The sequence below is a fragment of the Thermoplasma sp. Kam2015 genome (assembly GCF_003205235.1).
GTDB lineage: Archaea > Thermoplasmatota > Thermoplasmata > Thermoplasmatales > Thermoplasmataceae > Thermoplasma.
In genome coordinates this window covers 44272-70700 of record NZ_QJSM01000005.1, presented here as the reverse complement: position 1 = coordinate 70700, position 26429 = coordinate 44272, and the positions used below count along the sequence as shown (strand labels likewise).

General features: G+C 42.6%; 23 protein-coding genes. 10 read left to right on the top strand and 13 right to left on the bottom strand.

Annotated features, from left to right (window positions below):
• On the bottom strand, nucleotides 1-733 hold a 733-nt coding region (locus tag DMB44_RS00745), incomplete at its 3' end, for an RNA-guided endonuclease TnpB family protein (protein ID WP_153280097.1).
• Between the two features lie 289 nt (nucleotides 734-1022).
• Between DMB44_RS00745 and sdx the strand changes: the two genes are divergently transcribed.
• Nucleotides 1023-1358 (top strand): sulredoxin, encoded by a 336-nt coding sequence (sdx, locus tag DMB44_RS00740; protein ID WP_110640154.1) that lies wholly within the window; start codon nucleotides 1023-1025, stop codon nucleotides 1356-1358.
• A gap of 51 nt (nucleotides 1359-1409) precedes the next feature.
• On the opposite strand, the gene proC is transcribed toward sdx, so the two are convergent.
• Both proC and DMB44_RS00730 read right to left on the bottom strand, forming a co-directional pair.
• On the bottom strand, nucleotides 1410-2216 hold the full coding sequence (proC, locus tag DMB44_RS00735) for a pyrroline-5-carboxylate reductase (RefSeq protein WP_110640153.1): 807 nt from the start codon (nucleotides 2214-2216) through the stop codon (nucleotides 1410-1412).
• Nucleotides 2217-2307: 91 nt separating this feature from the next.
• Nucleotides 2308-4155 carry a glycoside hydrolase family 13 protein gene (locus DMB44_RS00730; RefSeq protein ID WP_110640152.1) on the bottom strand — a complete coding sequence of 616 codons (1848 nt, stop codon included), beginning with the start codon at nucleotides 4153-4155 and terminating at the stop codon, nucleotides 2308-2310.
• An 82-nt stretch (nucleotides 4156-4237) separates the two neighbouring features.
• On the opposite strand from DMB44_RS00730, the gene DMB44_RS00725 reads away from it, so the two are divergent.
• The gene (locus DMB44_RS00725) at nucleotides 4238-5497 is read left to right on the top strand and encodes an MFS transporter (RefSeq protein ID WP_110640162.1); all 1260 of its coding nucleotides are present in this window, start codon (nucleotides 4238-4240) and stop codon (nucleotides 5495-5497) included.
• Here DMB44_RS00725 and DMB44_RS00720 read toward each other — a convergent pair.
• On the bottom strand, nucleotides 5480-6088 hold the full coding sequence (locus DMB44_RS00720; protein WP_110640151.1) for a sulfite oxidase-like oxidoreductase: 609 nt from the start codon (nucleotides 6086-6088) through the stop codon (nucleotides 5480-5482). The genes DMB44_RS00725 and DMB44_RS00720 overlap by 18 nt on opposite strands.
• 83 nt (nucleotides 6089-6171) lie before the next feature.
• Between DMB44_RS00720 and DMB44_RS00715 the strand changes: the two genes are divergently transcribed.
• Together DMB44_RS00715 and DMB44_RS00710 are read left to right on the top strand one after the other, a co-directional pair.
• Nucleotides 6172-6540 carry a cupin domain-containing protein gene (locus DMB44_RS00715; protein ID WP_110640150.1) on the top strand — a complete coding sequence of 123 codons (369 nt, stop codon included), beginning with the start codon at nucleotides 6172-6174 and terminating at the stop codon, nucleotides 6538-6540.
• A 33-nt stretch (nucleotides 6541-6573) separates the two neighbouring features.
• Nucleotides 6574-7629: a TrmB family transcriptional regulator gene (locus tag DMB44_RS00710; protein ID WP_110640149.1), complete on the top strand. Its 1056-nt coding sequence runs from the start codon at nucleotides 6574-6576 to the stop codon at nucleotides 7627-7629.
• 191 nt (nucleotides 7630-7820) lie between these two features.
• On the opposite strand, the gene DMB44_RS00705 is transcribed toward DMB44_RS00710, so the two are convergent.
• The gene (locus DMB44_RS00705) at nucleotides 7821-8735 is read right to left on the bottom strand and encodes a pirin family protein (protein ID WP_110640148.1); all 915 of its coding nucleotides are present in this window, start codon (nucleotides 8733-8735) and stop codon (nucleotides 7821-7823) included.
• A complete protein-coding gene (locus tag DMB44_RS00700; protein ID WP_110640147.1) occupies nucleotides 8732-9274 on the bottom strand; it encodes a YceI family protein in 543 nt (180 codons plus the stop codon). Before DMB44_RS00700 ends, DMB44_RS00705 begins: the two co-directional genes overlap by 4 nt.
• A gap of 105 nt (nucleotides 9275-9379) precedes the next feature.
• On the opposite strand from DMB44_RS00700, the gene DMB44_RS00695 reads away from it, so the two are divergent.
• Both DMB44_RS00695 and DMB44_RS00690 read left to right on the top strand, forming a co-directional pair.
• A complete protein-coding gene (locus tag DMB44_RS00695; protein ID WP_110640161.1) occupies nucleotides 9380-9724 on the top strand; it encodes a helix-turn-helix domain-containing protein in 345 nt (114 codons plus the stop codon).
• An 87-nt stretch (nucleotides 9725-9811) separates the two neighbouring features.
• Nucleotides 9812-10927 (top strand): ABC transporter ATP-binding protein, encoded by a 1116-nt coding sequence (locus DMB44_RS00690; RefSeq protein ID WP_110640146.1) that lies wholly within the window; start codon nucleotides 9812-9814, stop codon nucleotides 10925-10927.
• A 30-nt stretch (nucleotides 10928-10957) separates the two neighbouring features.
• On the opposite strand, the gene DMB44_RS00685 is transcribed toward DMB44_RS00690, so the two are convergent.
• The 5 genes from DMB44_RS00685 to DMB44_RS00665 all read right to left on the bottom strand — a co-directional run bounded on the left by DMB44_RS00685 (nucleotide 10958) and on the right by DMB44_RS00665 (nucleotide 20159).
• Entirely contained in the window at nucleotides 10958-15856 is a 4899-nt protein-coding gene (locus DMB44_RS00685) for a glucodextranase DOMON-like domain-containing protein (RefSeq protein ID WP_110640145.1), read from the bottom strand.
• Nucleotides 15857-15970: 114 nt separating this feature from the next.
• On the bottom strand, nucleotides 15971-16882 hold the full coding sequence (locus DMB44_RS00680) for a sugar ABC transporter permease (RefSeq protein ID WP_237265199.1): 912 nt from the start codon (nucleotides 16880-16882) through the stop codon (nucleotides 15971-15973).
• A gap of 8 nt (nucleotides 16883-16890) precedes the next feature.
• Nucleotides 16891-17796 carry a carbohydrate ABC transporter permease gene (locus DMB44_RS00675; protein WP_237265198.1) on the bottom strand — a complete coding sequence of 302 codons (906 nt, stop codon included), beginning with the start codon at nucleotides 17794-17796 and terminating at the stop codon, nucleotides 16891-16893.
• Nucleotides 17797-17824: 28 nt separating this feature from the next.
• Nucleotides 17825-19303, bottom strand: a complete 1479-nt coding sequence (locus DMB44_RS00670) for an extracellular solute-binding protein (protein WP_110640143.1) — start codon at nucleotides 19301-19303, stop codon at nucleotides 17825-17827.
• A gap of 193 nt (nucleotides 19304-19496) precedes the next feature.
• Nucleotides 19497-20159, bottom strand: coding sequence for a thioredoxin family protein (locus DMB44_RS00665; protein ID WP_110640142.1), 663 nt, complete (start codon nucleotides 20157-20159; stop codon nucleotides 19497-19499).
• Nucleotides 20160-20255: 96 nt separating this feature from the next.
• Between DMB44_RS00665 and alaXM the strand changes: the two genes are divergently transcribed.
• Both alaXM and DMB44_RS00655 read left to right on the top strand, forming a co-directional pair.
• Entirely contained in the window at nucleotides 20256-20981 is a 726-nt protein-coding gene (gene alaXM, locus DMB44_RS00660; protein ID WP_110640141.1) for an alanyl-tRNA editing protein AlaXM, read from the top strand.
• A gap of 200 nt (nucleotides 20982-21181) precedes the next feature.
• Complete coding sequence (locus DMB44_RS00655) at nucleotides 21182-22948, top strand: phosphoenolpyruvate carboxykinase (GTP) (protein ID WP_110640140.1); 1767 nt, start codon at nucleotides 21182-21184, stop codon at nucleotides 22946-22948.
• Here DMB44_RS00655 and DMB44_RS00650 read toward each other — a convergent pair.
• Nucleotides 22945-23955, bottom strand: a complete 1011-nt coding sequence (locus tag DMB44_RS00650; protein ID WP_110640139.1) for an N-acetylglucosamine kinase — start codon at nucleotides 23953-23955, stop codon at nucleotides 22945-22947. The genes DMB44_RS00655 and DMB44_RS00650 overlap by 4 nt on opposite strands.
• The gene (locus DMB44_RS00645) at nucleotides 23940-24677 is read right to left on the bottom strand and encodes an enoyl-CoA hydratase/isomerase family protein (RefSeq protein ID WP_237265197.1); all 738 of its coding nucleotides are present in this window, start codon (nucleotides 24675-24677) and stop codon (nucleotides 23940-23942) included. The genes DMB44_RS00650 and DMB44_RS00645 overlap by 16 nt, the downstream gene beginning before the upstream one ends.
• Nucleotides 24678-24866: 189 nt before the next feature.
• Between DMB44_RS00645 and DMB44_RS00640 the strand changes: the two genes are divergently transcribed.
• Both DMB44_RS00640 and DMB44_RS00635 read left to right on the top strand, forming a co-directional pair.
• A complete protein-coding gene (locus DMB44_RS00640) occupies nucleotides 24867-25727 on the top strand; it encodes a ribose-phosphate diphosphokinase (RefSeq protein WP_110640138.1) in 861 nt (286 codons plus the stop codon).
• Nucleotides 25711-26427 carry an RNA 2'-phosphotransferase gene (locus DMB44_RS00635; RefSeq protein ID WP_237265196.1) on the top strand — a complete coding sequence of 239 codons (717 nt, stop codon included), beginning with the start codon at nucleotides 25711-25713 and terminating at the stop codon, nucleotides 26425-26427. Before DMB44_RS00640 ends, DMB44_RS00635 begins: the two co-directional genes overlap by 17 nt.
• Nucleotides 26428-26429 lie beyond the last annotated feature (2 nt).

Here is a 26429-nt window from a genome sequence, read left to right as displayed (position 1 = left end):
TGTACTCCTTCTGTAATTTAAGTATATGCTTCCTTCTATTCTTCGATCCATTCTCCTTTTTCGATAGCTGTTTTTGAAGACGCTTTATTCTTTTCTCTACCTTCTTTATGAATCCTGGATTCTCTATTGCTATACCATTCGATAAGGTTGCAAATTTCTCTATTCCGAGATCTATGCCAACGGAGTTCTCTGAGGATAATGGCTTCTTCTCTGGTAGTTCCTCCTCATTTTCATATATAATAGAGCAGTAATAGTATCCTGAATCCTTGGTTATTACTATCTCGTTGATGTCTTTAATCTCGGACAGCTTCTTCTCAGAGCCCTTGAAGTATATGCCTTCAGAGAACTTTGGGAAATAGATCCTGTTTCCTTGAATTTTGATGTGCTGTGGTACTGCAAAGAATTCGTTGATACCTTTCCTTTTGAATTTAGGATGTTCAGCGTTCCTATGGAAGAAGTTCTTGAATGCATTATCGAGAAAGCGTAGAGACATCTGAAGTGATTGGGCGTTGATCTCGTACAGCCATGGATATTCCTTCTTGAGTTCGATGAGCATGTTATTTGTGTCGAAATAGTTCAGAGAAGATCTCTGCGCATCCCTATGCGTTATATAGTATTCATCCCTCTTTTTTAGAAAGTAATTGTATACGAATCTACAGCTGCCAAAGTGCTTCTCCAATAATATTTTCTGTCCTTCGTTTGGATATAGCTTTACTTTGGTGGCTGTTATCACTATCTATAGATATGGTAAATTGCTTACAAATATTTCCATTGAGGGAAGTCCGTGTATCTCCTCCCTGAAGGTCGGAGTTTTACTGCTTCCCTCAAACTCCTAACCTTCCTATAAACCGACCAGACGTTTATTTTTCTTGTTAATACCGATGAATATTCCATTAAGGGCGGATGATTCTGGGGAAAATAAAATTTGTTTCTAATCTATTATGTATTTTGTATACATTCTTGAATTGATATTACCAGATAATCAATATCAAAATTTTTCTATGGGGTGACGATTAACCGGCATGGTCTGGAAAAAGACTGTTTCAGTCAAAGCTCTAGATAACGCGGGCGGCCATATGGCAGTCAACGTTGACGGGAATATCGTGTTCATAGCAAGAGGTAAAGACGGCCTGCATGGCCTCAACGCAGTCTGCACTCACGCAAAGTGCATACTCGGGATATTCGAAGAGGATACTATGACAGTGAAATGTCCATGCCACAACGCCAGATTTGACCTAAACAGTGGAAAGATGATCGAACCCCCATTCGTTGCACCTAATGCACCTATGGACAAACTCGGACTTAAAGTCTACAATGTAAGGGAAAATGGAGGTTTTCTTGAAGTGGATGTCGATTAATCATAAACATCATATAAAAATCCAGAAATATGAATTGATATAGACCATATATCATTTTTCTGTCTCTTCTGGGAAGAGATCCTTTGATATCCTTCTGGCCTTAATCGTGGACGATTCTATTGCCTTCATTATTGAGGTTCTGATCTTACCATTCTCAAGTTCGTATATACCATCTATTGTTACGCCACCGGGCGTTATGACCTTCTCCTTTATAGCCGAAGGATGGTCTCCGCTCACGGCCAGGAGTTTGGCAGAACCCATGACTGTCTGATATGAGGCTTTCAGCGCTATGCTCCTTGGCAGGCCAACCTTGAGACCGCCGTACATCATGGCCTCTATTATTGTGAGTATGTATGCCGGACCGCTGCCACTAAGCGCAGTCAAGGCGTCCATGTACTTTTCGTCTACCTGATCTGTCTCTCCAAATACGCCGAGTACACGTCTCACCAGGGAAATTTTTTCCTCATCTGTTTCCGCTGTGCAGAATGGAGTATAGCCTGCGTTCACCTCAGCGGCTATGTTTGTCATCGATCTGACTATGAAAGAATCGGGAAGCAGCCCGCTGATGACCCTTATGGGCACCGCCGCAGCCATTGAGATGACTATCTTTCCACTGAGGAACTTCGATAATTTTCTGACCTCAGAGATGAGATCGGCGGGCTTTAGCGTCAGTATGGATATCTCGGATGATCGCACGGCGTAAATGTTGTCCGATGTAACTTCTATACCGTAGCCAACCAGCGCCTTATTAAGATCCGGTCGCCTCCTGGTTGCTATCACATGATAGCCGGCTCTGTTTAAAGAGACTGATATTGCTGACCCTATTGTTCCCGCCCCTATCACAGATATGGTCTCCAATTAGTTACCCCATTGTGGCCAATAAAGGTAGGATTATTAAATCTTTTCGAATATTTCTGTCAAAATGTCCATCACATAGGCGCATCATTCCTCATGTGCTGCTGACCAGATAGAAGTCCCAGGGCGATGTCCTCTTATCGTTGCGCTTCACCTTCAACAGCGCATTCTCCGGAAACTTCATTCCTTCGTCCCTGGCTATGTGAATGGATATGGAATAATCTGCCTTAATCTTTGTTATCTTAAATGAAAGTTCATCCTCAGAGACCGCAATAACGCCAGCTGAACCAAGATTGAAGCGCTTCCTTATCTGTCCAAGATTCACGAAGAAGTCATGCATGTCCTCATCGATCGAATCCCATGGGAAACATCTTCTGTCATCCGGATCCTTGCCTCCATCCAGACCAACCTCGTCACCGTAATATATGGTTGCGATGCCATCAAATAGATAGAGTATGGTATACGCAAGCTTCACCTTACTTTTATCACCGTGAAGTATCCTTAGAATCCTCGGAGTATCGTGAGAATCAAGAACATTCATCATGATCTGCTGTTTGTCGAGTCCATTCACCAGAATCATACGCTGAATTCTATCATAGAACTCGTCCAGAGTGATCTTTTCCATTATGAAATCTATTATGCTTCCTCCCAGAAAGTAGTTGGTGTAGCTTATCCATGAGTCTCCATTAAGGAAGTAGGTTGGCAGGCACCAGGCCTCACATACATGAATCTTATCCTTTCCAATCTCCTGCATCGTTTCCCTGAAAAATTCGCTATATATTGAATGAGCAACATCATAGCGAAACCCGTCTACGCCGAATTCATCTATGTAATGTTTCATCACGTCTAGACAATAACGTCTTACTTCTGGGTTCCTGTGGTCAAGCTTCGGCATTCCCCCATAGCCCATGAAGGTCTCATATGCTGGGAACTTTCCATTCTTTCCCCTTCCATTGAACGCTTCAAAGCTATCATTGTGAAATATATACCAGTTGTAATAACGTGAACTTTTCCCATTTTTAAGGACATCCCTAAATGCTGGAAAATTTGTGGATGTATGATTGAACACCATGTCCAGTATTATCCTTATACCGTTAGCGTGCGAGTCCTGAACAAGATTTTTCAGATCGGCCTCTCCACCGAGAAGATCGTCAACCGCATAATAATCATCTACATCGTACCTGTGATTCGATCTGCTCTTGAAAATTGGATTCAGATATATGTGATCCACGCTGAGATCACTGATATAAGATATCTTCTCCCTGATACCCTCCAGATTACCGCCGAAGAATGAATCTCTGGAAGGCCTGATTCCCCACCTGGATAGCCCCGGAACCCCTGGCCCTGATCGGTAGAAGCGATCTGGGAATATGTGGTACATTATCTTTGTCCTTCCATCAGAGTTCACTCTTGAAGAGGCATGGAAAAACCCCTCTTCTGGATATCTTACTCCATCTATCACAAAGGCGTAACCCGCAACACCGGCCATGACAAATTCCACCACATCAAATGTGTCCTGCGATGATCGCCTTGCGAATATCTTCTTGATGCTGGATTCGGTGAGAATATCGATCGAGACCGCAGATCGCGGTACAGCAACCCTGATGTCCATTATCCTTCCATCCAATATGGAGGCGAACTGTGAAAACTCAGGATTATGGTATGCCGAATTCAACCATATAGATATATGAAACTTGCCGGATTTTGCCCCAGCGCATCTAAAGTAGCGATACTGATCTATCGCGATTCTGAATTCGTATCTGCCCGGAATTATTCCCTCAATTCTGTTCACCCTTCCCGCATCCTGATCCAATACGATGCTCCCCTCTCCGTTGCAGTTGAATGTACCCTCGACGTAGAGAGTCTTTGCTTTTATACCTGATGCCTCAATCTCAAGTACCCTAAAGAAAGGATCAGATCCTTTGACAGCTGTGCTGATCATCTCAGAATATACCACTTACTGGAATATAATGATGATCAATGATCTCATAATGTTTTATATTCTGCCCATGATACCATCGGTGATGGTAGTACATATTAAGAGAGGGCACTTCCTCCGCCGCTACCTTCTCGGCTATGGAAGCGCTGAGCAGAGGGTTATGGATCTATCTATCGGAGATGGAGCCTTGTGGTCCATATACAGCTCAATCACCTCTCCTTATATTGTACCTTTGGCCATACTGATGCTTGGTTCATCAGCACCAATTGGTTTCATAACTGGGCTTCCGGTTATAGCGGTACCATTCTCTCAGATAGCTGCCTATAGAATTCTGAGAAAAATAGATGACCTGAAAACTGTGACGATCTTCACCACATTCCTTGATAGAATTCCATGGCTCTTCATAGCCATTCTCATCTTCATTCATACACGGTACTTTCTCTATATGCTTCTTGGGCTGCTAATAATGAGGAGTTTCTTTTCCTCCCTTTCTGGAACGACATGGATGCTCTGGATACCAGGCCTGATAGGTGAAGGTAAAAGGGATAATTATTTTTCAACGCGGAATATGGTCATGAAGGGTTTCGGAATAGTTGGCTATCTTATTGCGATATCGGTATTCCTCCTTGTCAATGGCTATAAGACCGACTATTTCATCATATTTCTTGTGTCCTTCATATTCTCTGCCCTTTCAATAAACATCATGAGGAATATTCCTGGGGCAAAGGTCGGGGATGTTTACAAGACTGCATCTAAAAATTCCACCGAAATTGAGTTCCTTCTCATAATAGCACTTCTATCAGTAATCGGGTTCGCCTATTATTTTTCCCAGCCATACATCGCACTCTATCTGCTTGGAAGGCCTTATCTCGATATAGGATCAACATTCTACACGGTTGTCCTGATAGCAAGTGGGATAGTTTATATAGGGTCTCAGAGAGTTGGGAAGATCATGGCCACGCGCACAGGATATGCATCTTCTATGGCAATAACGCTTCTATTCCTATCAACTCTCTTTGCCGTCCTGTATTTCATCCGAACGCAGACATTGGTCATACTTACCGTTGTATTTCTATCTGCACCTTTTTCCATTTATTCACTGATATCATTCAATATGGCCGTGAGCAGATCGTCAGGAGAGAACAGAGTCAGGAGGACATCATATTACACCATAGCAAACAGCCTAGCACTTTCAGCTGGCCCAATAGCCGGAAATATAATTTACGACGAAACGAAAAGCATTCATCTGGTATTTCTGATCTCGTCTGCTATGATGGTGGTGGCAATTTTGATCTCAATCTATCTCATAAAATTTGGAGAAGAAAGATCATTCGGATCTCCTTGAATTCCGCCTCATGCTTTTCCATGAGAATCCTTTGAACCTTTCCTCAGCTTCTACCCTTCCAACCTCATGATATCCATACTGCTCCCAGTATCCATCTCTGTAATCTTCTATCAATTCTATCAAAATGAGCCATTTGGCGCTTTTCCAACCATAGAGATCCGGAATGAACGGCCTCGCCGGATAGCCATTTTCCTTTTTTAAATAGGAACCGTTCATCCTTATGGCTATCAGAGATCTTTCGGAGAGGGCGTATTCAATAGGGACTGGTGTTGAATATCCATCAGCTGACCAGAACATAACCCATTTTGCCTTCTGATCAGGTATACTGTCCATAATCAGGTGTGAAAGTGAAGGGCCCTCCCAGACTACGTCCTTTATGGACCACTTCGTGACACAGTTGAAATCAGCAGTATATTTTATATGCGGCATCTTTTCAAGTTCATCAAAGCTGTAGCATTTTTTCGATCTGACAAGGCCATCAATGCAAAGCCTCCATTTGTTGATGTCTATTTCTGGCTCTCCGAGAGCATCGTAAATGATGAAGTTTGATATGTATCTCTGGCCGGGGTTTTCGACAGTTATTCTATCCACGTGTTACCATATTCAACGTATATATAGCCTTAATTTATGATTGTGCTGGACAATCTATATATAATGATGCTTGATCATATTATATGGAGAAAGCTATAAAGAGTTCTGGTTTTGTGCACCATTCAACCGATGTTGAAGGGCAACTTATGGATGGCGGTGCATCAATAAGATGGCTGATCACGCACAGGGATGGCGCTGAGAATTATTCCATGAGACTGATAACTGTGGAAAAGGGTAAATCCACGCCTCATCACCATCATGATTACGAGCATGAGATATACATCATTTCTGGAAAGGTGAGAGTGACCCTCGGCGACTCTATGTACGTCGCAAAGGCTGATGATTTCATTTTCATACCGCCGAACGTGGAACATGGTATGGACGCAGAGGAAGATACGAGGATGATCTGTGTTGTACCAATCAAAGCTGCAAAAATGATACTTGGTGAATAAAAAAATATTAATTTGTAGATATAATATGCATTCATGGATGAAGAGGAAGATGCATTTTCATATCTGTCAAAACTTGGGCTGACTCCATATGAGATAAAGGTTTACAAGACTTTGCTGATATATGGCCCTAACAGCGCAACGGAGACTGCGAAATTATCTAAGGTGCCACAGCCCAGAGTATATGATATATTCGAAAGCTTAGAATCAAAGGGTGCTGTAGAAGTCAGCCCTGGAAAGAAGAAGGTCTACAGGGCTGTACCCATCGATAATTTCATAGATCGAAAGCTCATAGAAATAAGGGATTACAAAAAGAGGATTGAAAGTTATATAGAACAGCAGAAAAAATTCAAGGGGAACAATCCCTATCTCTGGATGATAAAAAATAATTTTCAAATAAGAGAAAAGATGAAAGATGTTATCTCAGAGGCTGAGAATGAAATAATAGCTTCACTTAATTATGAGAATCTGAGATACCTTAAGAAATATTTTATCGAGGCTGCGAAGAAAGGGGTGACCGTTGTCATTGTCGCCTTTCCCGATGCTGAAATCGACTTCCTTAGAACGCTGCCGGATGATATTGTCATTAGAATAAGGAGAGGAGCTGCATCACAGGTGATGATAGCGGATAGAAAGCACGGGATAATAAATGTTGAAAGCACTGAGGATTCCGAGGGATATGCACTTTATTTTGATGAAAACGAGCTGATTCACATACTGAATTACTATTACTATCATACTATATGGGGCCCTTCAGATACATTTCACGACTTTCCTGTGAGGCGGGATATGAAATTTTCAACCGCCTGGCTGAGCTGTGAAGCAATAAACTCGTTTCTAAAGAGGTCATACAACATCTCAGCAGAGGTTAGCGGATACAGCGCCACCGGACCAGTGAAAATAGAGGGTAACATAACGGGAATCGATCTTGTTCCTGGATTCAAACATACCTTCTTCATAAAGGACAATGAGAGAGTTTATTCGGTAGGTGGGAAGACCGCTCGCATGGAAGACATAAAACTAGATACGTTGATAATGAACGTATGGATCCAAGGCAGGCAGTCTATTCCGCAGGACAATGATATGGCGTAGAAGCATTATCATAAATAGAGGAAATTCTATTTTAAATTATGCCGAGGCCAATTCTTTTTTAACTATATGAAGATGATAATAGAATGGACTTTTCTTGAGAAGATATTGTCTGATTCTTAGCGGCACGCATATCAAGGCAAAGTATCAGTGCACTACTGAAAATAAATATCCTTGAATCATAATGTATCCAGTTACTGCATCATTGGATTTTTATTCTTTACGAAATTTCCTTCCTGAAGCTCTTTGAGGGCATTTATTATTTCTTCTCTTGTGTTCATCACGATAGGTCCATACCAGGCTATAGGTTCATTTAGTGGTCTCCCAGCAAGCAATATTATCCTGGAATCGGCCAGTGCCTTAAGGCTAACATTTGAACCTTCTCTTGAAAGCACCACTACATTTTTTTCACTGAACTGTGAAGTATTGATCCTTATATTACCGTCAATAATTGCCAGGATGCCGCGGTATCCTTCTGGAATTGAGAGATCGGATTTGGCACCAGCTTCCATAATTATTTCAATATAATATGGATCTATCTTTTTTACCATATCGTATTGAAAATTCTCGTTCAATGCTCCATTAACTCCATTGACGTTTCCTGCCACGATCCTTATCCTGTTTCCATAATCATCCGTTATATGAGGTATCTGATCAGGCTTTATGGAACGATAGGAAGGGTCTGTCATCTTTGAGGATGATGGCAAATTAAGCCAGAGCTGTATGCCCTTGTTTGAATTATCTCTGGTAGCGTATCTTGCCTCCTCACCGTAATATATTGGTTTTGGCATTTCTTCGTGGAATATCCCGCTTCCTGCAGTCATCCACTGGAATTCTCCTGGTCCTATGATACCCTTATGACCTTCGCTGTCTTCGTGTAATGTCTTTCCTGCCATCTGGTATGTTATGGTTTCAATACCTCTATGTGGATGCCATGGAAATCCATTATCATAGTCCTCCCTCCTTTCTGAACCGAATATATCCATAAGAAGAAATGGATCCGTTATTTGTGCCGTTCTCTGAGATCCAAACATTCTTCTGAGTTTTACACCAGCACCATCGTATGTCAACGAACCCTCAAAGAAGTATTCAGGAATTTTTGAGATCATTTCTGATTCACTTCTACCATTTCCAGAGCAATTTCTATCTTGACCGTATCGCCAACCATAACACCACCGTTATCGAGCACCATGTTCCATGTAAGGCCAAATTCTCTGCGGTTTATTGAAGCTGTCGCTGAGAAACCAAATCTCTGATTGCCGTATGGATCCTTCAGAATGCCCCCGAGTTCACCATCGAAGGCAACTTCCTTTGTCACGCCCTTTATTGTCAAATTCCCATGGACCTTATAGCTCTCATCAGAGATCTTCTCAATCTTTGTGGATTCAAATGTAATAAAGGGATACTTTGATACCTCGAAAAAGTTAGATGACCTGAGATCTTCATCCCTGCCGTTATCGCCAGTAAATACACTTGCCACATCTATCTTGGCTGTCGCTCTGCCGGATTCAAGCTTGTCTGGATCCCCATTGTATGTTATATCGTACTTCTTAAAGCTTCCTCTTACCCTAGATATCATCATATGCCGAACCACAAACTCTACGTTAGAATGCGCTAAATCCGCTGTCCATGCTTTCATTACTTCCATTTTTTCACCTACTATTTTTTCTTAAGCTGATATAGAATAAATATTTATATATTTTAAATAACTCCGTCTATAGTAACTGTACTTGAGTTAATAAAGGTGGATACATTGAATAAGGGAGAGACGTGCCCCATAGTGGAAGCTATAAGGGAAGTCGGAAACGAAAACGATCTGCTGGTTATAAGATTCCTGTCAGAAGAGAGTCTTGGTTTCAACGACATTCTGAGAAAGGCAGAGAATATGAGCCCTAAGACGCTTTCAACTACGCTAAAGAGACTGCAGCAAAAAGGGATAATAGAGAGGAGGATCATCTCCACCCAACCGTTCCGCGTTATGTATTCCCTGACACAGAAAGGGATGGATCTGCGTACCGTACTGAATGATCTCAAGATATGGGGCTCAAAGTGGCTAACTATAGCTGATATGTATCCCCTGACGAGCGATCAGAGATGACCTGCAGACATTACCTGACGCATATTACCACTGATAGAGGCATAAAGCACAAAAGTTTAAATTATATGTAAAGACTACAGTATCATCATGACCGTAGTACGGCTCGAGCATATAACCAGAGATTTTGGAAAGAGTTCACCTAATGGCCCAGATGCTGGTCTCTTTGATATTAATTTGACGATAAACAATGGAGAATTCTTTGTCATCCTCGGGCCAAGTGGTTCTGGTAAAACCACTCTGTTGAGGATAATAGCCGGTCTTGAGAAGGTAGATTCTGGCCACATATTTCTTGACGAATACGAGATAACCGATTTTCCGCCAAAAGATCGTGATATGGCTATGGTTTTCCAGAATTATGCCCTGTATCCATTTATGACCGTTTATGACAATATAGCATTCCCCCTCAAGATACAGAAGATTAGTAAACAGGAGATAGACGAACGAGTCAGGGAAGTTGCGAAACTTCTGGATATTGAGGGTATTCTGAACATGAAACCTGGACAGATATCAGGTGGGCAGAGGCAAAGGGTCGCTCTGGGAAGGGCGATAATCAGAAGACCAGCCGTATTTCTCATGGACGAACCGCTGTCTAACCTTGATGCCAAGTTACGCGGTACGATGAGGGTAGAACTGAAGAAACTTCATGAACAGCTAGGCATAACAACCATCTATGTGACGCATGACCAGATAGAGGCAATGACTCTTGCCGACAGAGTAGCCGTTATTAACAGAGGACATCTCATACAGGTTGGTAGCCCAATGGATGTTTATGATTCTCCAGCCAATACGTTCATAGCTGGCTTTGTTGGTGATCCTCCTATCAATTTCATAGATGGTGTGATCACCCATGAAAACCAGGATAAGATACTCAAGATCAATGAGTTTCAGCTGGATGTGGGGCAGGATTTCCCAGAAAACGTTGTGGATGTCATAGTTGGTATAAGACCGGAGGATATTGGAGAAGGAAATGAAGGGTTCACTGCCGAACTTGAAGCCATACAGCCACTAGGCAGAAGGCGCCTTGAATACTATATCCTAAGAAATTCAAATACAAGAATAGTAAGGGCCACCTCATCTCTACAGGAACGCAGGATAGGTGAAATGGTTAAGCTGATACCATTGAACAACAGAATACTGATCTTCGATAAAGATTCAGGGAAACTTCTATGGAATGGAAAGAGGATAAATGTTGCTCAAGCTTGATATTGCTGCAAAATCACTATATATAAAATACTAATTTTTTAATATGATTAAATTTGAATAATTTATTTTAAAGAAAGCATGGAGGGACATTTCTAATGCTTCAAACTTTAAGACATGACTGGAAAATGGAAACTGCGTCTCTAGGAATACTGGTATAATAGGAAGAAGTCGTAGGGCGAAAACAGTGTTATTTAGTTCATATATCTGATGCCAAGCTAGAATGATGTTTCCCATCCAACCAATCGTAATGGAAGGATTTGATATATCAAATGTGGAGGACGTAATATTGAATGTTGAAATCGGTATCAGGTTCCGATTCAGAAGAAATGTAGAGATCTCAAGCGTATAGATGCCTCTTTCGAAAGAGACGTAGGATAGATAGATTATATTTCCACGAGCTATTGCAATTGATACGATCCCCTTAAGCGTTGCATCGGTATTGTATGTATAAGAAGAAATGCCATTGAGATTTTCTGTAAATAGAATAAGATGTATAGTGTAGTTTCCATCATTATGATCATAGTATGAAATGACGAGCTTATTCCAGAATCCAGATATGGAACCATATGATTGCCCGGCAAAATCAAAATGACGTTCTTTCACGATGTTTCCGTTCACAATGTGGATCAGAGAGTATGTGTACCGATCACCACTCCTGAAGGTTTCGAGCAAAAATAGCCCATGAGTGGTGGAATACAAACTTATATGCACAGCGTTTGAATGAAATGCGCCTATCGTCCAGAAGAATGTTCCCCAACCTTCATCAAGGATGATGCTTGAATTCTTCACATACGCCAGATAAACCAGCCCATTAGATGCGGAGACGCTTAAGTCGCTTGCCCAGGCTGTACCTGGAATTCGAACAGGGGTGCTCCATGATATAAAGTTGTGTGTTGAAGAAGCATAAACCATGTTGATGCCACTTCTATTCGATATGAAGTACATATAATATGCATTCCCTGATCTTACAACCGTAGGAAAATCGTATACCGTGCTGTTTATCTTTTCAAGAGACGATCTTACAGTTTCATTTATTCCTGGGAGCTCTATCGGCATCAGCTGTGCAGGATGGTTTATTGAAAAGTTTGCCAAGGCCTCTTGTTGGGTCAATTTACCTTCATGCACAGTCGCAGGGGCGATGTATGTGTATATATTTGAACTCCACGGTGGATCTCCTCCGCCTCCCTGCCAGCCGCCGTTGGTGGTATTTGACTGATCTACGATCCTCCATCCATCCAAACCATAACCGTCATATGATCCGGCCACTATTATGTACCTGTAAGACATAAGGTCACGCCCTATATCCCCTATTGGTATTGTGACATATATATCCCCGCGGCTCAAGTTAGAAGTCACGATTATTCCAGATGATGTTGTCCCAGACAACGTCTGAATGTAGGTTGCCCATCCAGATATGTATATCAGGGTCTGCCATGGGACAGTTGAGTCTGCATTCGGGCCGTTTCCAAGATAAGTACGTCCATTTCTGCTTCCGTTTGATATGAATATGTTAATTATCTGGTTCGAAAACCCAAGCGGCCCATTCCATATGTTCCAGAGCTGTGCATATTTAAATGCCCACTGGACGTCAAACTGATTCTCGGATACGTTAATGTATTCAAGATCTAAAGATCCCGGCGGGATCTGCGTAGGCTGATCCGGATATGTGTAATTCCCATCGCCAACAGGTGGAACGGTGTTGTGTATTGAAGATATCAGGACATAGGAGGCGATGGAAATTGGTATATGAATGAAAAATGGAGACATAAAGTAAGTTTTCTGTGACATTCCATTATGCGCAAAGACACCCATTTCGAAGGAATTTCCAGGAACGTACCCTGGAAATGACATGGGTATAGCGAACTGTATTACCGAACGCGCAAAGGCCACCATGCTCCCACTGTGTGGATATGACGACCAATGATCGAGACCTGTAGAGGTATATGCATTGTAGTATCCTGCGCCATCGTCGAACGAGGATGTGTTTATGACTGCAGCATATGTGGCAGCGAAATCTAGTTTCTGCATGCCTCCAACGGTATAGAATGATGCACTCTGTACATCGTTGCTTATATTGCTTCCCATCGATGGATCTGGAAGGGACATGTACACTCCAATCTCATCAAGTGGATCAATACCGTATAGCCAAGCATCTCCATTGACGTATATCTGAACGAATATAGTTGTTGAATTGTATTCTATGTCCACCTGAGAAATGGATCCATAGGTGGAATTTGAATTTACATACCTGATACTGTCATTCCACTGATCTTCTATCACTGGAGATGACGCAATTCCATATGGTGTGCTTATGGTTTCACCTGCATATCCATTTAGGGATGGAGTATGCTGTTGAGTGTAATCCCCAAGCGAATATGGAGTCAGAGGTTTGCTGTAGCCAAGCGTCAGATAATTCGGTACACGCGATCCGATTTGCTTCAGTGCATATATCAGATCGCCCTTGAATATGTAATCAAATGGGAGCGTATTGGAGCTGCTTATTGTCCACGGAGCCATCTGGAAGAACCAGTCACTGCCTTCTGCAGCGTATACAGCATTCCAGGCTCTTGTAAGATTTCCTTCAGGACCTCTGGCTGTCAAATTACTCTCAAACGCCGAATAATTCTCTATTTGCGTGAGGTTATGGGATTTTTGGTACTCTACCACCTTATTCCTGACTGAATTTAGAGCCTCCCAGTAAAAGTCCTGTACAGAATCTCCAGACCACTGAGTTAAATATATGTTGTTTTGATACGGCGCAGCCTTACCGTTTCCGCTGTTCCAGCCGGCGGTTGCTATATGTGTTAGAACTGGGAATGATAATCCATCAGATCTGGCCTGCTGAATGAACTGATCTGGAGTCACCGTATGAATATAACTAGAGTTCTGATCCAGTGCCTTGTAAAGATCCTCCAAGAATGGTACGCCATCCTCGGCGAACGGCGACATAAACATCCAGTTTTCTCCATCTATGCCTATTGTTACCAGCGTTCTGGCATGATCTTGAGCCGGTATCGCGCTGTATACGCCCTTCAGATAATTTATTATGTTATCAACTGCAACCCATGTTGGAAGGTTTCCATAGTTGAAAGCCCAGTTATTTGATATGTAACCGTCCCTGAAGAACATATAGACAGAGGTGTTGTCTGGGCCAATAGCCACGTATGGTGTATAAAGATTTAGCATCTGGGAAATGTTTCCACCGTTTCCAAAGTCATAACCAGAGGCATCAATTCCAGAGGCCATTAAAGTGGCTTCCGCTGTATTGCTCCATATTGCGCCAGACTCATCTATTGCCTGCATCATACGATACGATACCGTGAACTCTGGAGCGTACATACCGGAAGGCCACTGACCAAAGAGAGAATGAAACTGACCACGGCTTATGTTCATCTGAGCCAGCACATCGCTGTAGTATGATGCCTTCTCGATGGAGCCTTCTGGACCTGATATATTGTTTGCCAGCAGCAGAGGAGTTAACGGATGATAAAACGGACTTGTAAACAGCTCAACATTATTGCTTCCATTCTGATTTCCCTGCATGTCATTTCTGAATGCAGGTATGACCTGACCTGTGAGCCATTTTGAATAATGCAGTATTTCTAAAAGATCCTTCTGGTTGAAAGAAGTCTGATTATGCATAGCCCATATAGTACTGTTTATCCAGTTGGATCCAAGCTGCCCCTCAATAAGAGGCGTACTGATGTCATAGAGGAACCACAGAACTTTCAGATCTTCAAATTGAGACGAACTCAACTTTCCTCCAGACATCCATATGTCATGTAAATTTCTGTATTCATTGGATGCTGGTTCATTCAATTCAAATACATATTCCGGTATACTGAAGTAATCCGCGGTTATATTCGCAAGTAGACTTTGATTCTCCGTTGTATTAAGTGTGCTGTATGGTATGAAGGCATATCGAATGAATGTATTGTTGTAGTATGGATCCGTAGATATATTAACGAGCTGGTAGAGGAGAGATCCAGACATTTCGTATGTCACATTTATCTGCGGAAACATATGTGCTATAAGCGCCTGCTCTATGTATTCGGCGGTTGCATGGGCTTCTGTCCACGGGAGTATGTAATTGTTGGATCCTACAATTTTGTAAAGTGGCTGATGATCGTTATAAATTATGGCCAGATTTATAGGCTTTGGTCTTGAAGACGGTATATTGACATATCCAAAGTTCAGAGCAAGCGTATTATTGACCGTAAATAAACTCTGGTAGGTGCCGTCGTTGTACGATCCCTCCTGATAATACGGTATGCCTGTTCCGACCCATGAACCGCTTCCTCCAACGACGAAGAGGGAAAGATTCATAACTAGCGTACCAGAATATCCGCTTGGAAACATTGAAGTCCATGGAATGGCTATTTCAGTACTATTGGTAGATGAATCAAATTTAAATATACTCGGTATCATCCTAGCGTTTGGCGTATTACTAGTTATTGAGGTGTTGATCAAGAATGTACCGTAGCCTGTTATTCCCGTATTTTCACCACCAAACCAAACGCTGGAAAAATAATTTAGAGGTTCAGTGAATTTTATATCTCTGGCCCAGACATTTAGATTCGATATTTCATAGGTACCATAATCAGATCCAGTATTATTGCTCATGAAGATATAAAGTGCGTTATCACTTATGTTTTCGCTAACGCCTAAGAATAGATATGTTGCATTGAAAGAAACGTAAAACGAGGAGATATTATTATTTTTTCCCCAAGGAGACGCCATGTAATTTCTATACACAATATGCCCTGCAAAGTCTGCCTGAGTATTTCCAGTGAAAGTTATGTTTCCCTCATTTACATGAATTGCGCTATTCGCCATGGGTGAAGCCGCAGATATGGGAATTGAAATTACCGACATCAGAAAAAGTACGGTCAATGATAGAACTATTATGATATTATTACTACTTCGCATGGTATAATAAACTCTTCTCTCTATAAATATTTTTTACTATATGCCTATAACAAAAGAATAAAAATATTCTATTGAAAAATATCTAAATATTTTCAGCTTTTATTCCATATGCGATTATTTATACGTAGCGAGGCTAAATCCTGTCACCAGATACTTTTGAAACACGAAGAACAGTATGAACAATGGTAAGCCCATCAACACCGAGAATGCAGCATAGACATTGTAATTCATCACCACAGTGCCTGTGGATGTGTAATAGAGACCTATAGCTAGGGTGTACATGCTTGGAGTTGTGATGAATTGACCTGCAAGTGCATAGTCTGTATATGGGCCCATAAATGCAACAAGCGTTGCAAATATTATCACCGGTCTTGACATCGGAACAAGGATCCTGAACAAAGCTTGAGACTGAGTCAGACCATCCAATTGTGCAGCTTCCTCATAATCCCTGGGAAGCGAGTTGACGTAGTTCATTATGAGCCATGATGAATAAACGAGCGCACCACCTGTATATGCCAAGATCAGGCCCTGATAGGTATCGATAAGATGTAACGTTGCGAACATAAAGTAGAGTGGAATAACCATAACAACAAAAGGAAACATAGTGAGTATCAGCATCATATACAGTATTGCCTTTTTTCCAGGTATATTAAATCTAGACATACCTATCCCAGCTATGATGGCGAACGCTATCCCTATAGCTGTAGATGCCGTGCAGAATATTAGCGTGTTTCCAAGCCACGTTAGAAAGGGATATTTGAATAATATCAGATAATAGTTTGAAAGTGAGAAGAACTTTGGGAGGAGATCAGATAAGCTGGTCTCGGCGATACTGTTCACCGAACTTAACGATGTAAGTATCACGTAATAGATTGGGAAAATAGAATATACTCCCACTATTATCAGTATTATGTGAGAAAGTATCTTCTTGATTATGGATATGCGTTTATAATACGTATTCTTCTTATAATAAGCCTCTGCATATCTTGGACGCCTTATTTCCTTATTTTCGTTTGACTCTTCCATCAGATCACCTAATATAGAACCTGCATCATCTTGGTATATTTGTTAGCAAGAACTACAAGCACCAGCAGTATCAATATTGATATTATTGCATAAGCTATTCCAACACCATAGGCAAGGTATGTGAATGCTTCATAATATGAATAGGTTATAAGTATCTGGGTCGATATAAGAGGTCCGCCACCTGTCAGTAGAAAAACTGGATAGAAATTATTCCATGTGAATATGAAACCAAATATTGTTATGAAGGCAAACTGCCTGCTGAGCATCGGTAGCGTTATTCTTCTCAGAGTTCGCAGGGTACCGTATCCATCCATCTCCGCTGCATCGTATAATTCAGATGGTATGCTCTGTATGGAGGCCGTAAATACGTAGGTATAATACGGAAATGATAACCATAGATTAACAAGGATCAAAGAGAGCATGGCTAGAGATGGACTTCCAAGCCAGAAAAGCCCCTTCAATCCCAAGGCATTAAGAACTTCGTTTATTATCCCGAAATGATAGCTGAGCATGTTCTTCCATATCAGCAATGTTATGAATGCTGGATACGCCCATGGAAAGAGTATCAAAGTTCTATAAAATCGCTTGCCTATCAGGCCTTTCTGATTTATGATCAGTGCAAGCGCGAATCCCATAGGTACCATCAACACGGTACTTCCAACGCTCCAGATAATTGTATGCAGTATTATCTGAGGAAAGGCGCTTGATGTAAGTATTGCAATATAATTTGCAAATCCTATAAAACTATAGTTATAGAAATGTATCACGTTGAGATTTGTGAATGAAAAATAGACGCCAACGCCTATAGGATAAAAATCCAGAAAGACAAGAACGGCTATTACTGGTATCACGTATATTATACTCTTCCAGTCATAGGATTTATTGAAAAAATTTGAAAAATTCAATGTTTTCATGCTTTTCATTTCTATAGCCTTATTTTATTTATAATCTTATCACATTACCATAGCTCTCTGCAAAGAAAAATATGTTTTCACTGACGGATGATGTCTGCAGTAAAGAGATGGTCGTTGCCGAAATGAATGGTGGATATCCTGCGGACTTCATCGTCGAGATTATCTGTTGCTCCAGCGCATTTGCAGCTTGTGTTATGTTACCATGGCCACCGACATACAGTGCATACATCTGCGTATTGAATGGAGTCCAGTATGCATTGAAAGCGAGATAATTAGGCTGGATCTGCGTATGTTCTTCCTGTTCAAACCAGTACTTTGCGAACGGATCTGTGGAGTTATGAGCAACTGCCCAGCTATTGGCTGCTATTGCAGATGGGAAATCGCCTGCTTCTTTGAACAACAGTTCCTGGTTTGTTATGTTCGTCATCATCTTAACAAACTGTATTGATGCCCATATCTGTGTCGGATTTGCTCCACTGGCTTTGCTGTTGGATACAACATATCCTATTGAACCCCAGATAGGCTCAACCCAGCTGCCCGTCACATTGTTGTAAGGCAATGGTGCCACACCGAGATTGTTACCAAGATAGCTTTCGAAGGTGGCCTGCATCCAAGGCCCTTCCTCTATGAATGCGGACTCATTATCCTCAAACATCGATATTACATCATTCGTCGTGCTGAGACCGGTAGGGCTAACCTTATATACATATGTAAGGTTGTAAAGGAAGCCTATTGTCTTTGTGGAATTTACCGAGTTAAGCTGCGGATACATAGAGGCATTAAATATTGTCGCGTTGAATGCAGGGAACCAGGCCGCGGCGTTATATCCATACCAGAGTCCAAGCCCGTATGGGAATCCATATACAGTTTTACCATTTGGACTCGTCTTTCCAGTCACATTCTTTGCTTCCTGGATTAGCTGGTAGATTGTTTTTGGAGGCGTCTTGACGTACATTTTGTTGTAGTACAGTGCATTTCCATTTATGTTTATGGGTATTCCATATATGCTACCGTGATATGTCCAGTCATTGAGAGCGGCTGGCTCAAATTGAGCAAAATATGAACTGTTGAATTCATCACTCATGTTGATGAGCGATCCAGAGGCCCATAGAACAGCTGCATCGTCGCTTGTATCTCTATATACATTTGGTGCTTTGCCAGCATGGGCGGCTGTCAGATACGTGGAGGCTGACCCAACATTCACGGCAGTATCAATTGATAGCGTTATATTTGGATATTTTGCCTCGAATGCCTTAACCGCTTGATCGAAGACCTGCGTTTCTCCACCGGCGCTCTGAGAGCTCCATATTGTTATTGTGTGTGCTGCCTTGTTCGAATAATAGGCCTCAACACTTACTGTTGCAACTACAACTATTATAACGACAGCAACCACAGCCCACACAAGCTTTCGGTTCTTCTTACCAGCTGAAGGTGGCCTATAACCACCGCCTGAAGGGGGCTGATAGTTAGTACCCTTGTTATTGTTACCATCATTACTACTGTCCATAGTGTATAATCAAAAATAGATTATTTAACTTTTTGCTCAATGAAATATATGCATTAAAAATACATTATTGTATCTATGATAAAATAACCAGATATAAATCCAAGACAAAGAAAATACGGAATTTCTGAGAAATATTTATATAATAGAATGAAGAACCAAAATAAAATATTACAAAAAATAGTAAATATTTAATTTACTGATGATCGTAGGCTTCCATGACGTATTCGGCGAACTGGTCGTCTGGATAGGCCCCAATGAAGGTCACATCATTGTTTATAACTATGTGAGGAACGCTAGAAACCCCAACCTCTTCAGCTTCATTCTCGAATTCCAGAGCCTCGATCATTTCGCCCTTTATGTTGGGATTCAGGAGCGCGAATTTATGCGCCGTTCCAACCGCTCTTGGGCAATACGGACATGTAGGCGTAACGTATACCTTTATCGTTATTGGCTTGTCTATCTTTGATATGAGCTCGGCTGCCTTGGATGAGACATCTGCCTCTCCTATGGATACGTTCTTCAGATCCTCTATGAGTGAACCAAATTCATAACCAGATGGAAGACCATAATACACTATTCTTCCGTCCTCGACACCCGCCTTGGAAACTATGGTGGCTGGATATTTCTCCACACCGTATTTTTTCACCATTTCCTTATCTTCATCGAAGTTGTAAACCTTCAGGTGAATCTTTGGATTGATCTCAGAAACTTCAGTGGCGAGCTGTACGGTCTCCTTGCAATACCTGCAGTTCTCATCATTTGAAGTGAAAACCACAAGATCAACATCATTTTTCAGATACTTGTCAAACTCTCCCTTTAGGTATTCTCTGTCTTCTTTTCTTATCAGATTTGCCATGGATAGGCATTTTTTTATTATATTTAAATCTTACTACACAGATCTGTTTATCGTGAAATACTAAACTGTTTAAAGTATGAATGGATACTCTACACCGTGACCGAAAAGATCTATTATGACAACATGTACCTGAAGGAATTCGATGCGGAAATAGTTTCTGTGGATTCTAACAGGCTGATTTTGAACCGCACAGCATTTTATCCAACAGGAGGGGGTCAGCCCAATGACGTTGGCGTTATCCTAAAGGGAGATGCAAGATACAGAGTGATCGATGTGCAGAAGCAGGGAGATGATGTGATCCATATTCTGGAAAACGCTGACGGATTGCAACCCGGCGATAGTATACATGGTATCATAGACTGGCAGAGAAGATATGCGCATATGAGATACCACACGGCCATACACATACTGGATGGCATAGTTTCTGCAAAGCACAACTCCGAAGCCCTGCTCACAGGCGGCCAGATATATGAAGACAGATCCCGAATAGACATGAATATAGAGAACTTCACCAAGGAATTCGTCGATCAGATCATAGAAGAGGCCAATGAGTTCATAGCCGAAGGCCATCGTGTCTACGCGGAGAACATAAGCAGGGAGGAAGCGTTGAAAAGGCCAAATCTGGCAAGAACAGAGCCTGGAAGAAAACTGATAGAATCATTGCCAGTTGTGAGGATAATAGTCATTGAAGGCCTTGACGAACAATCAGACGGCGGAACGCATGTTGCAAATACAAAGGAGGTTGGTCGCATAATCCTGAGAAAGATAGAGAATAAGGGAAGGAAAAACAAACGCATAGAATTTGAACTTTCACCCGCATAATGAACTTCATATAAAATTTGCGTTTGTTTCTTTAAATTATAGTTTTTTATATTCATATATTTTTATTCGTTATATTTAATAATTTAAACGGATCATACAATAAATCTGTTGCCTGCCTAGAAAAATCAGGGATTATTTTACATGCAACCTATAAACACCACCTCAGATATTTATATATACCATTTTTTCGTAGAATCATTATGCTCGCGCTGAATGAAACAGAACTTAACAAAAATGCATTGAGATGGATAGAATCTATCAAAAAGTTCACGGATCCTGAGAATGTTTTGGTCTGTGATGGGTCAAGAGAAGAATTTGCCCAGATAGCGGGCGAAATGGTTAGATCTGGAGAATTCATAGAGCTGAACAAGGATCACTATCCCAATTCATTCATTTACAGAAGTGATAGGACAGATGTAGCCAGAAGCGAGGAACGTACCTTCATTGCCGCTCCGGATAGCAAGATGGTCGGAAATCTCAACAATTATATGTCGCTGGAACAGGCAAGAGATGTGTGGAACAGGTTTTTCAGGAATGCCTATCGTGGAAAGACGATGTACGTAATACCATATGCACTTGGTCCACTAGATTCAAGGTTCACGGACTATGGCGTAGAGATCACGGACAGCAAATATGTCGTCCTCAATCTGCACTACATAACCAGGATGGGAAAACAGATCATGCAGAAAATCCCTGATCGATTTGTAAAAGGAGTACATGCAACCGGAACCCTCGATCCGAACAGCAAGTACATAATACATCTTCCCTGGGACAAGCCTGAAGGTGTTGATGCGGATATACTCAGTGTCAACACAAACTATGGCGGAAATGCTCTGCTAAGCAAAAAATGCCATGCACTGAGGATAGCCTCAGTGAAGGCCAGATCTGAGGGTTGGTTGGCAGAGCACATGCTGTTGCTTGAGGTGGAGGATCCGCGTGGCAGAAAGATCTACATAACTGGGGCATTTCCCAGTGCAAGCGGAAAGACAAACCTTTCCATGATAAATCCGCCAAAGCATTATGCAGATGCTGGCTGGAAGACAAGGCTCCTCAGCGATGACATATCCTGGATGAAGATAGAGAATGGCAAACTGCATGCGACCAATCCTGAGAACGGATTCTTTGCAGTTGTGCCTGGGACTAACCACAGGACAAACAGGAATGCAATGCTAACGCTGACTAAGGACACCATATTCACAAACACAGGCCTGACAAAGACCGGCGAACCGTGGTGGGAAGGGCTCGATCCCGTCGATGACCAATTGTACGACTGGAAAGGCATCCTCAGAAAGCCAAATGGAGAACCAATAGCGCATCCAAACTCCAGATTCACCTCACCTCTGGCAAATTATCCATTCCTGTCGGAAAAGATAAACGATCCGGATGGCGTTCCAGTTTCTGCCATACTGTTCGGTGGAAGGCGCGCGTCCCTTATTCCGCTCGTGTACGAGGCGTTCAACTGGAATCACGGCGTGTTCATGGGCGCCACAATGGGTGTTGAGAAAACTGCTGCATCCGAAGGTAAAGTCGGCGAGTTAAGGAGAGATCCTATGGCCATGAGGCCTTTCTGCGGATACAACATAGCTGATTACTTTAAGCACTGGATAGAGGTGGGGCAGAAGCTTAGGTACAAGCCTAAGATATTCTACGTCAACTGGTTCAGGAGAAGGGCTGATGGTTCCTTCATATGGCCAGGTTTCTCTGAGAATTTCAGGGTCATAGAGTGGATCATATACCGCCTGGATCACAACGATAATGCCGTTGAGACGCCCATAGGATACATACCGGAGAAGATCAACCTGGAGGGGCTTAACCTCTCAACGCATGATCTCGAGGAACTGTTCAGGATAGACAGAGAGGGATGGAGAGAGGAGATGAGAAACATTGGTGAATATTTCAGTCACATAGGGGGAATACCTGAGGATTTGATGAGGGAATTTGAGATGGAGAAGAGGAGGTTATCCTAAGATTCAGGCACATTTTCCATGAAGAGGAATTCTTTTATATCCTCAGGTTTATTTTTGAGGCTGGCATTCAACTGCCGGATGATCTTATCCCTGATTGAAAGATCAATCTCACCCTTCTTCTCAAGACCCATCAGCACATCGCCTATGGCCACCTGATATCCATAGTAAATGTTCACCGGCACGGAAGTCTTGGATCTGATCATATGCTGATAAAAGTCTCCTGCCAGCATAGTCCCACCCAGAACCGAGTATCTGCCTGAACCGCCAAGCGCCTTAGATTTTGAGTTCATCACCTCAGAGATATAGGATGAGCTCTCTTCAAATATGGAATTGGCATATTTATTTCCGGATCTGGCCATAGCGGATATGTGAGGTGCCAGAGCAGCAACAACGCGTTTGGCTATCCTCTCCTTGGAGATTGCATATACCACCTCATATAGATCCATGCCGAAGTAGCTCATGACTATGTCCCTGAATCCAGTTTCGGATATCCCATCATATTCGCGTTCGGCAAGCAGTATCGCCTGCTTGGCCATCCAGCTTGCAGATCCCTCATCGCCTATTACCCATCCCCATCCGCCGAAGCGCTTTGGTTCGCCTCCCTTCTTAAGAAATCCGACGCTGCCCGTTCCGGGTGCAAACACAACTCCGTCTTCATTCAGATTGGCGAATTTATAGGCTCCGAGGCCATCCGATACTACATCAGCTTTTCCGACGATGGATCTTACGATGTCCTTACCGAGTTCGGTGGCTTCTTTGCTGTCTCCGATACCTGCCAGGCCAAAGACCTTCGTATCGATGCTCCTCATGTCCACACCGGCTTCGGAGCATGCTTTCTTGACTGCATCTGATATATTTGCAGTTGCAGTTTCCCTCGGAGCATTCGTGAAGTTGGAAGGCCCTGATATCCCCACACCAGCTATCGACTCGCTTCTCTCATCAAAAACAATCGCAAGCGTCTTCGTTGAGCCGCCATCCACACCAAGGATCATCATCTCTTCCTCCATTTTAACAGAAGATCCGTTATTTCTTTCTTCGTAAATAGCATGGAGAAATATAACGCCTCTTCCTCCATGGCACGATCAATCGGAAGATCCAGTGAGGCATTGACAAGCTTCTTTATATACTGAAGTGTGGCCTGCGGCTTCCCGGCTATATCGTCCACTATCGATCTGACCTGATCCTCATCCTCTACCACTTCATCCACAAGGCCCATGGCCTTGGCTTCCATTGCGCTCATCTTCCTACCGGTCATGGCCATGTACATCGCCCTACCAGCACCCACTATCCTGGGCAGGATAACGTTCCCGCCAGCACCGGCATTTATTCCTATGGATATCTCAGGCTGCCCTATGACGGCATCCTTTAGAGCTATCCTTATGTCTGCTGATTCGGCTATTTCAAGCCCACCTCCCAGCGAATAGCCCTTCAGTACGGCAATGACTGGCTTCGGAAGATCACGGATCTTTCTTGAGACTCTGTTCATGGCCATTCTGAATTCGTAGGCCGATGCACTGTCAAAAGAGGCAAGCATATTTATATCCGCACCTGCAGAGAAATCCTTTCCCTCGCCAGATAATACAACAGCTCGAATGCTATCGTCTGAGGCGGAGTCATCCAGAATCTTTTCAAGATCATATACCGTCTCCAGGTCTATGGCATTTTTTCTATCCGGCCTGTTGAGATAAACATATAATGCGGATCCAACAGTGTTTCTGATTATGGGCATCTGTATCGGTAAAATTAAGGCTTGGATCTATTTTTATCTTCCTCAGCAGAACCTTAGATCTATCCTAAACTGCTTCCGTAACTCTATGCATACGCTGGATTTGATATTACAAGCGTTTGTGCTGCATTGGATGTTGAACTGTTTGGAATGCCCTCAAATTTTTAATAGAAATAGACATACCTGTGCGTTATGAAAATAATCGGCCTACGATCATCTGCGGGTCTTGCAGAAAAGGTTGCAGATCAGCTTCACAGCGAACTTGTCATGCCTGATGAGAGGCGGTTTCCAGATGGAGAACTCTATCTGCGATATGATACCGATATGAGCGGGGAAGATGTCTTCATCATAGGCAACACGCATACCGATGGGGAGATCATGGAGATGATCCTGACCCTCTCTGCGGTGAGAGATTACGCTGTCAAGAGCGTGAACATAATAGCGCCTTATTACGGATATGCCAGGCAGCACCAGAGATACAAGCGCGGAGAACCAATATCCTCCCAAATACTCACGGAGATATTTGCCACGTACAGCAGAAGCATAGCCACAGTTGATATACATGACGAGCAGACTCTGAGCTATTCCAAGGTGAAATTTACCAATCTGCATGCGGATAGATCCATCATAGACTTTTACAGGAACGTTGACATAGATTATATAGTCTCACCAGACGACGGCGGTCTGGAGAGAGTGAAGCATGTAGCTGAATCCCTTGGCAAGAAATATTTTTATATCGAGAAGAAGAGAATAGATGACAGGACTGTTGAGATGAAGGCCCCAGACATAGATATTAGGGGAAAAAAGGTTCTGATCCTGGACGATATAATATCCACGGGCGGAACGATCGCCAAATCATCATCCATCCTGAGGCAGAAGGGCGCATCCAGAATATATGTATCCGCAATACACGGCCTCTTCGTCAACAGCAGCGAGTCAAAGATCCTGGAGAATGCCGATGAGATACATGTGACAGATACGGTATCTGGAAAGTTCTCTGACATATCTGTTTATCAGGTAGTTAGCGATTACATAAATGGTCTGTATGCCTGAACTCAGAATATGTCACGGCCCGTATCGAGGCAGGGAATGTCCGGTCTGCGGAAAACCCGGAAAGATACTGATGAACGAGAGAGAGGTGGATGAGGTAAGCAGAACTCTTGCCGCCATACTCAGGCATGATCCGGAAAGATATCACATAAGGCTGGACAGCCATGGCTATGCAAGGATATCCAGTATAGTCAGCGTGCTCAGGAAATTCAAGGGCATGCGATGGATAACCTTCGATCACATAGTCGATCTTGCGGAAACCGATCCAAAGGGGAGGTATCAGGTTTCAGGTGTACTCATAAGGGCGGTGTATGGACACACCATACCCGTTGATCTGAGCGACCTGCCGGAAGATAATATTCCGGATACGCTCTATTACCAGTCGTCAGCTGCCGAAGCCCCTCTGGTAAAGGAAGCCGGCATATATCCATCAGACAAGAGCTGGATCCATCTTTCCGGTACGTACAGGAGATCCTACGTATCCGGACTCTATCACATAGATGACCCGTTCATTCTGAAGATCGATGCCAAGGCCATGATCGAGGATGGCCATGACATATACAGATCCAACGATGACATCTATCTCACGAGGGAGATCCCGCCTGAATACATAAGCGACGCTGAAAAGGAGGAAGTAACGCTGACCGAAGAGGAAAAAGAAGATATAAACAGGGTAAGAAATAAAAATAACAACAGGGATTAGTC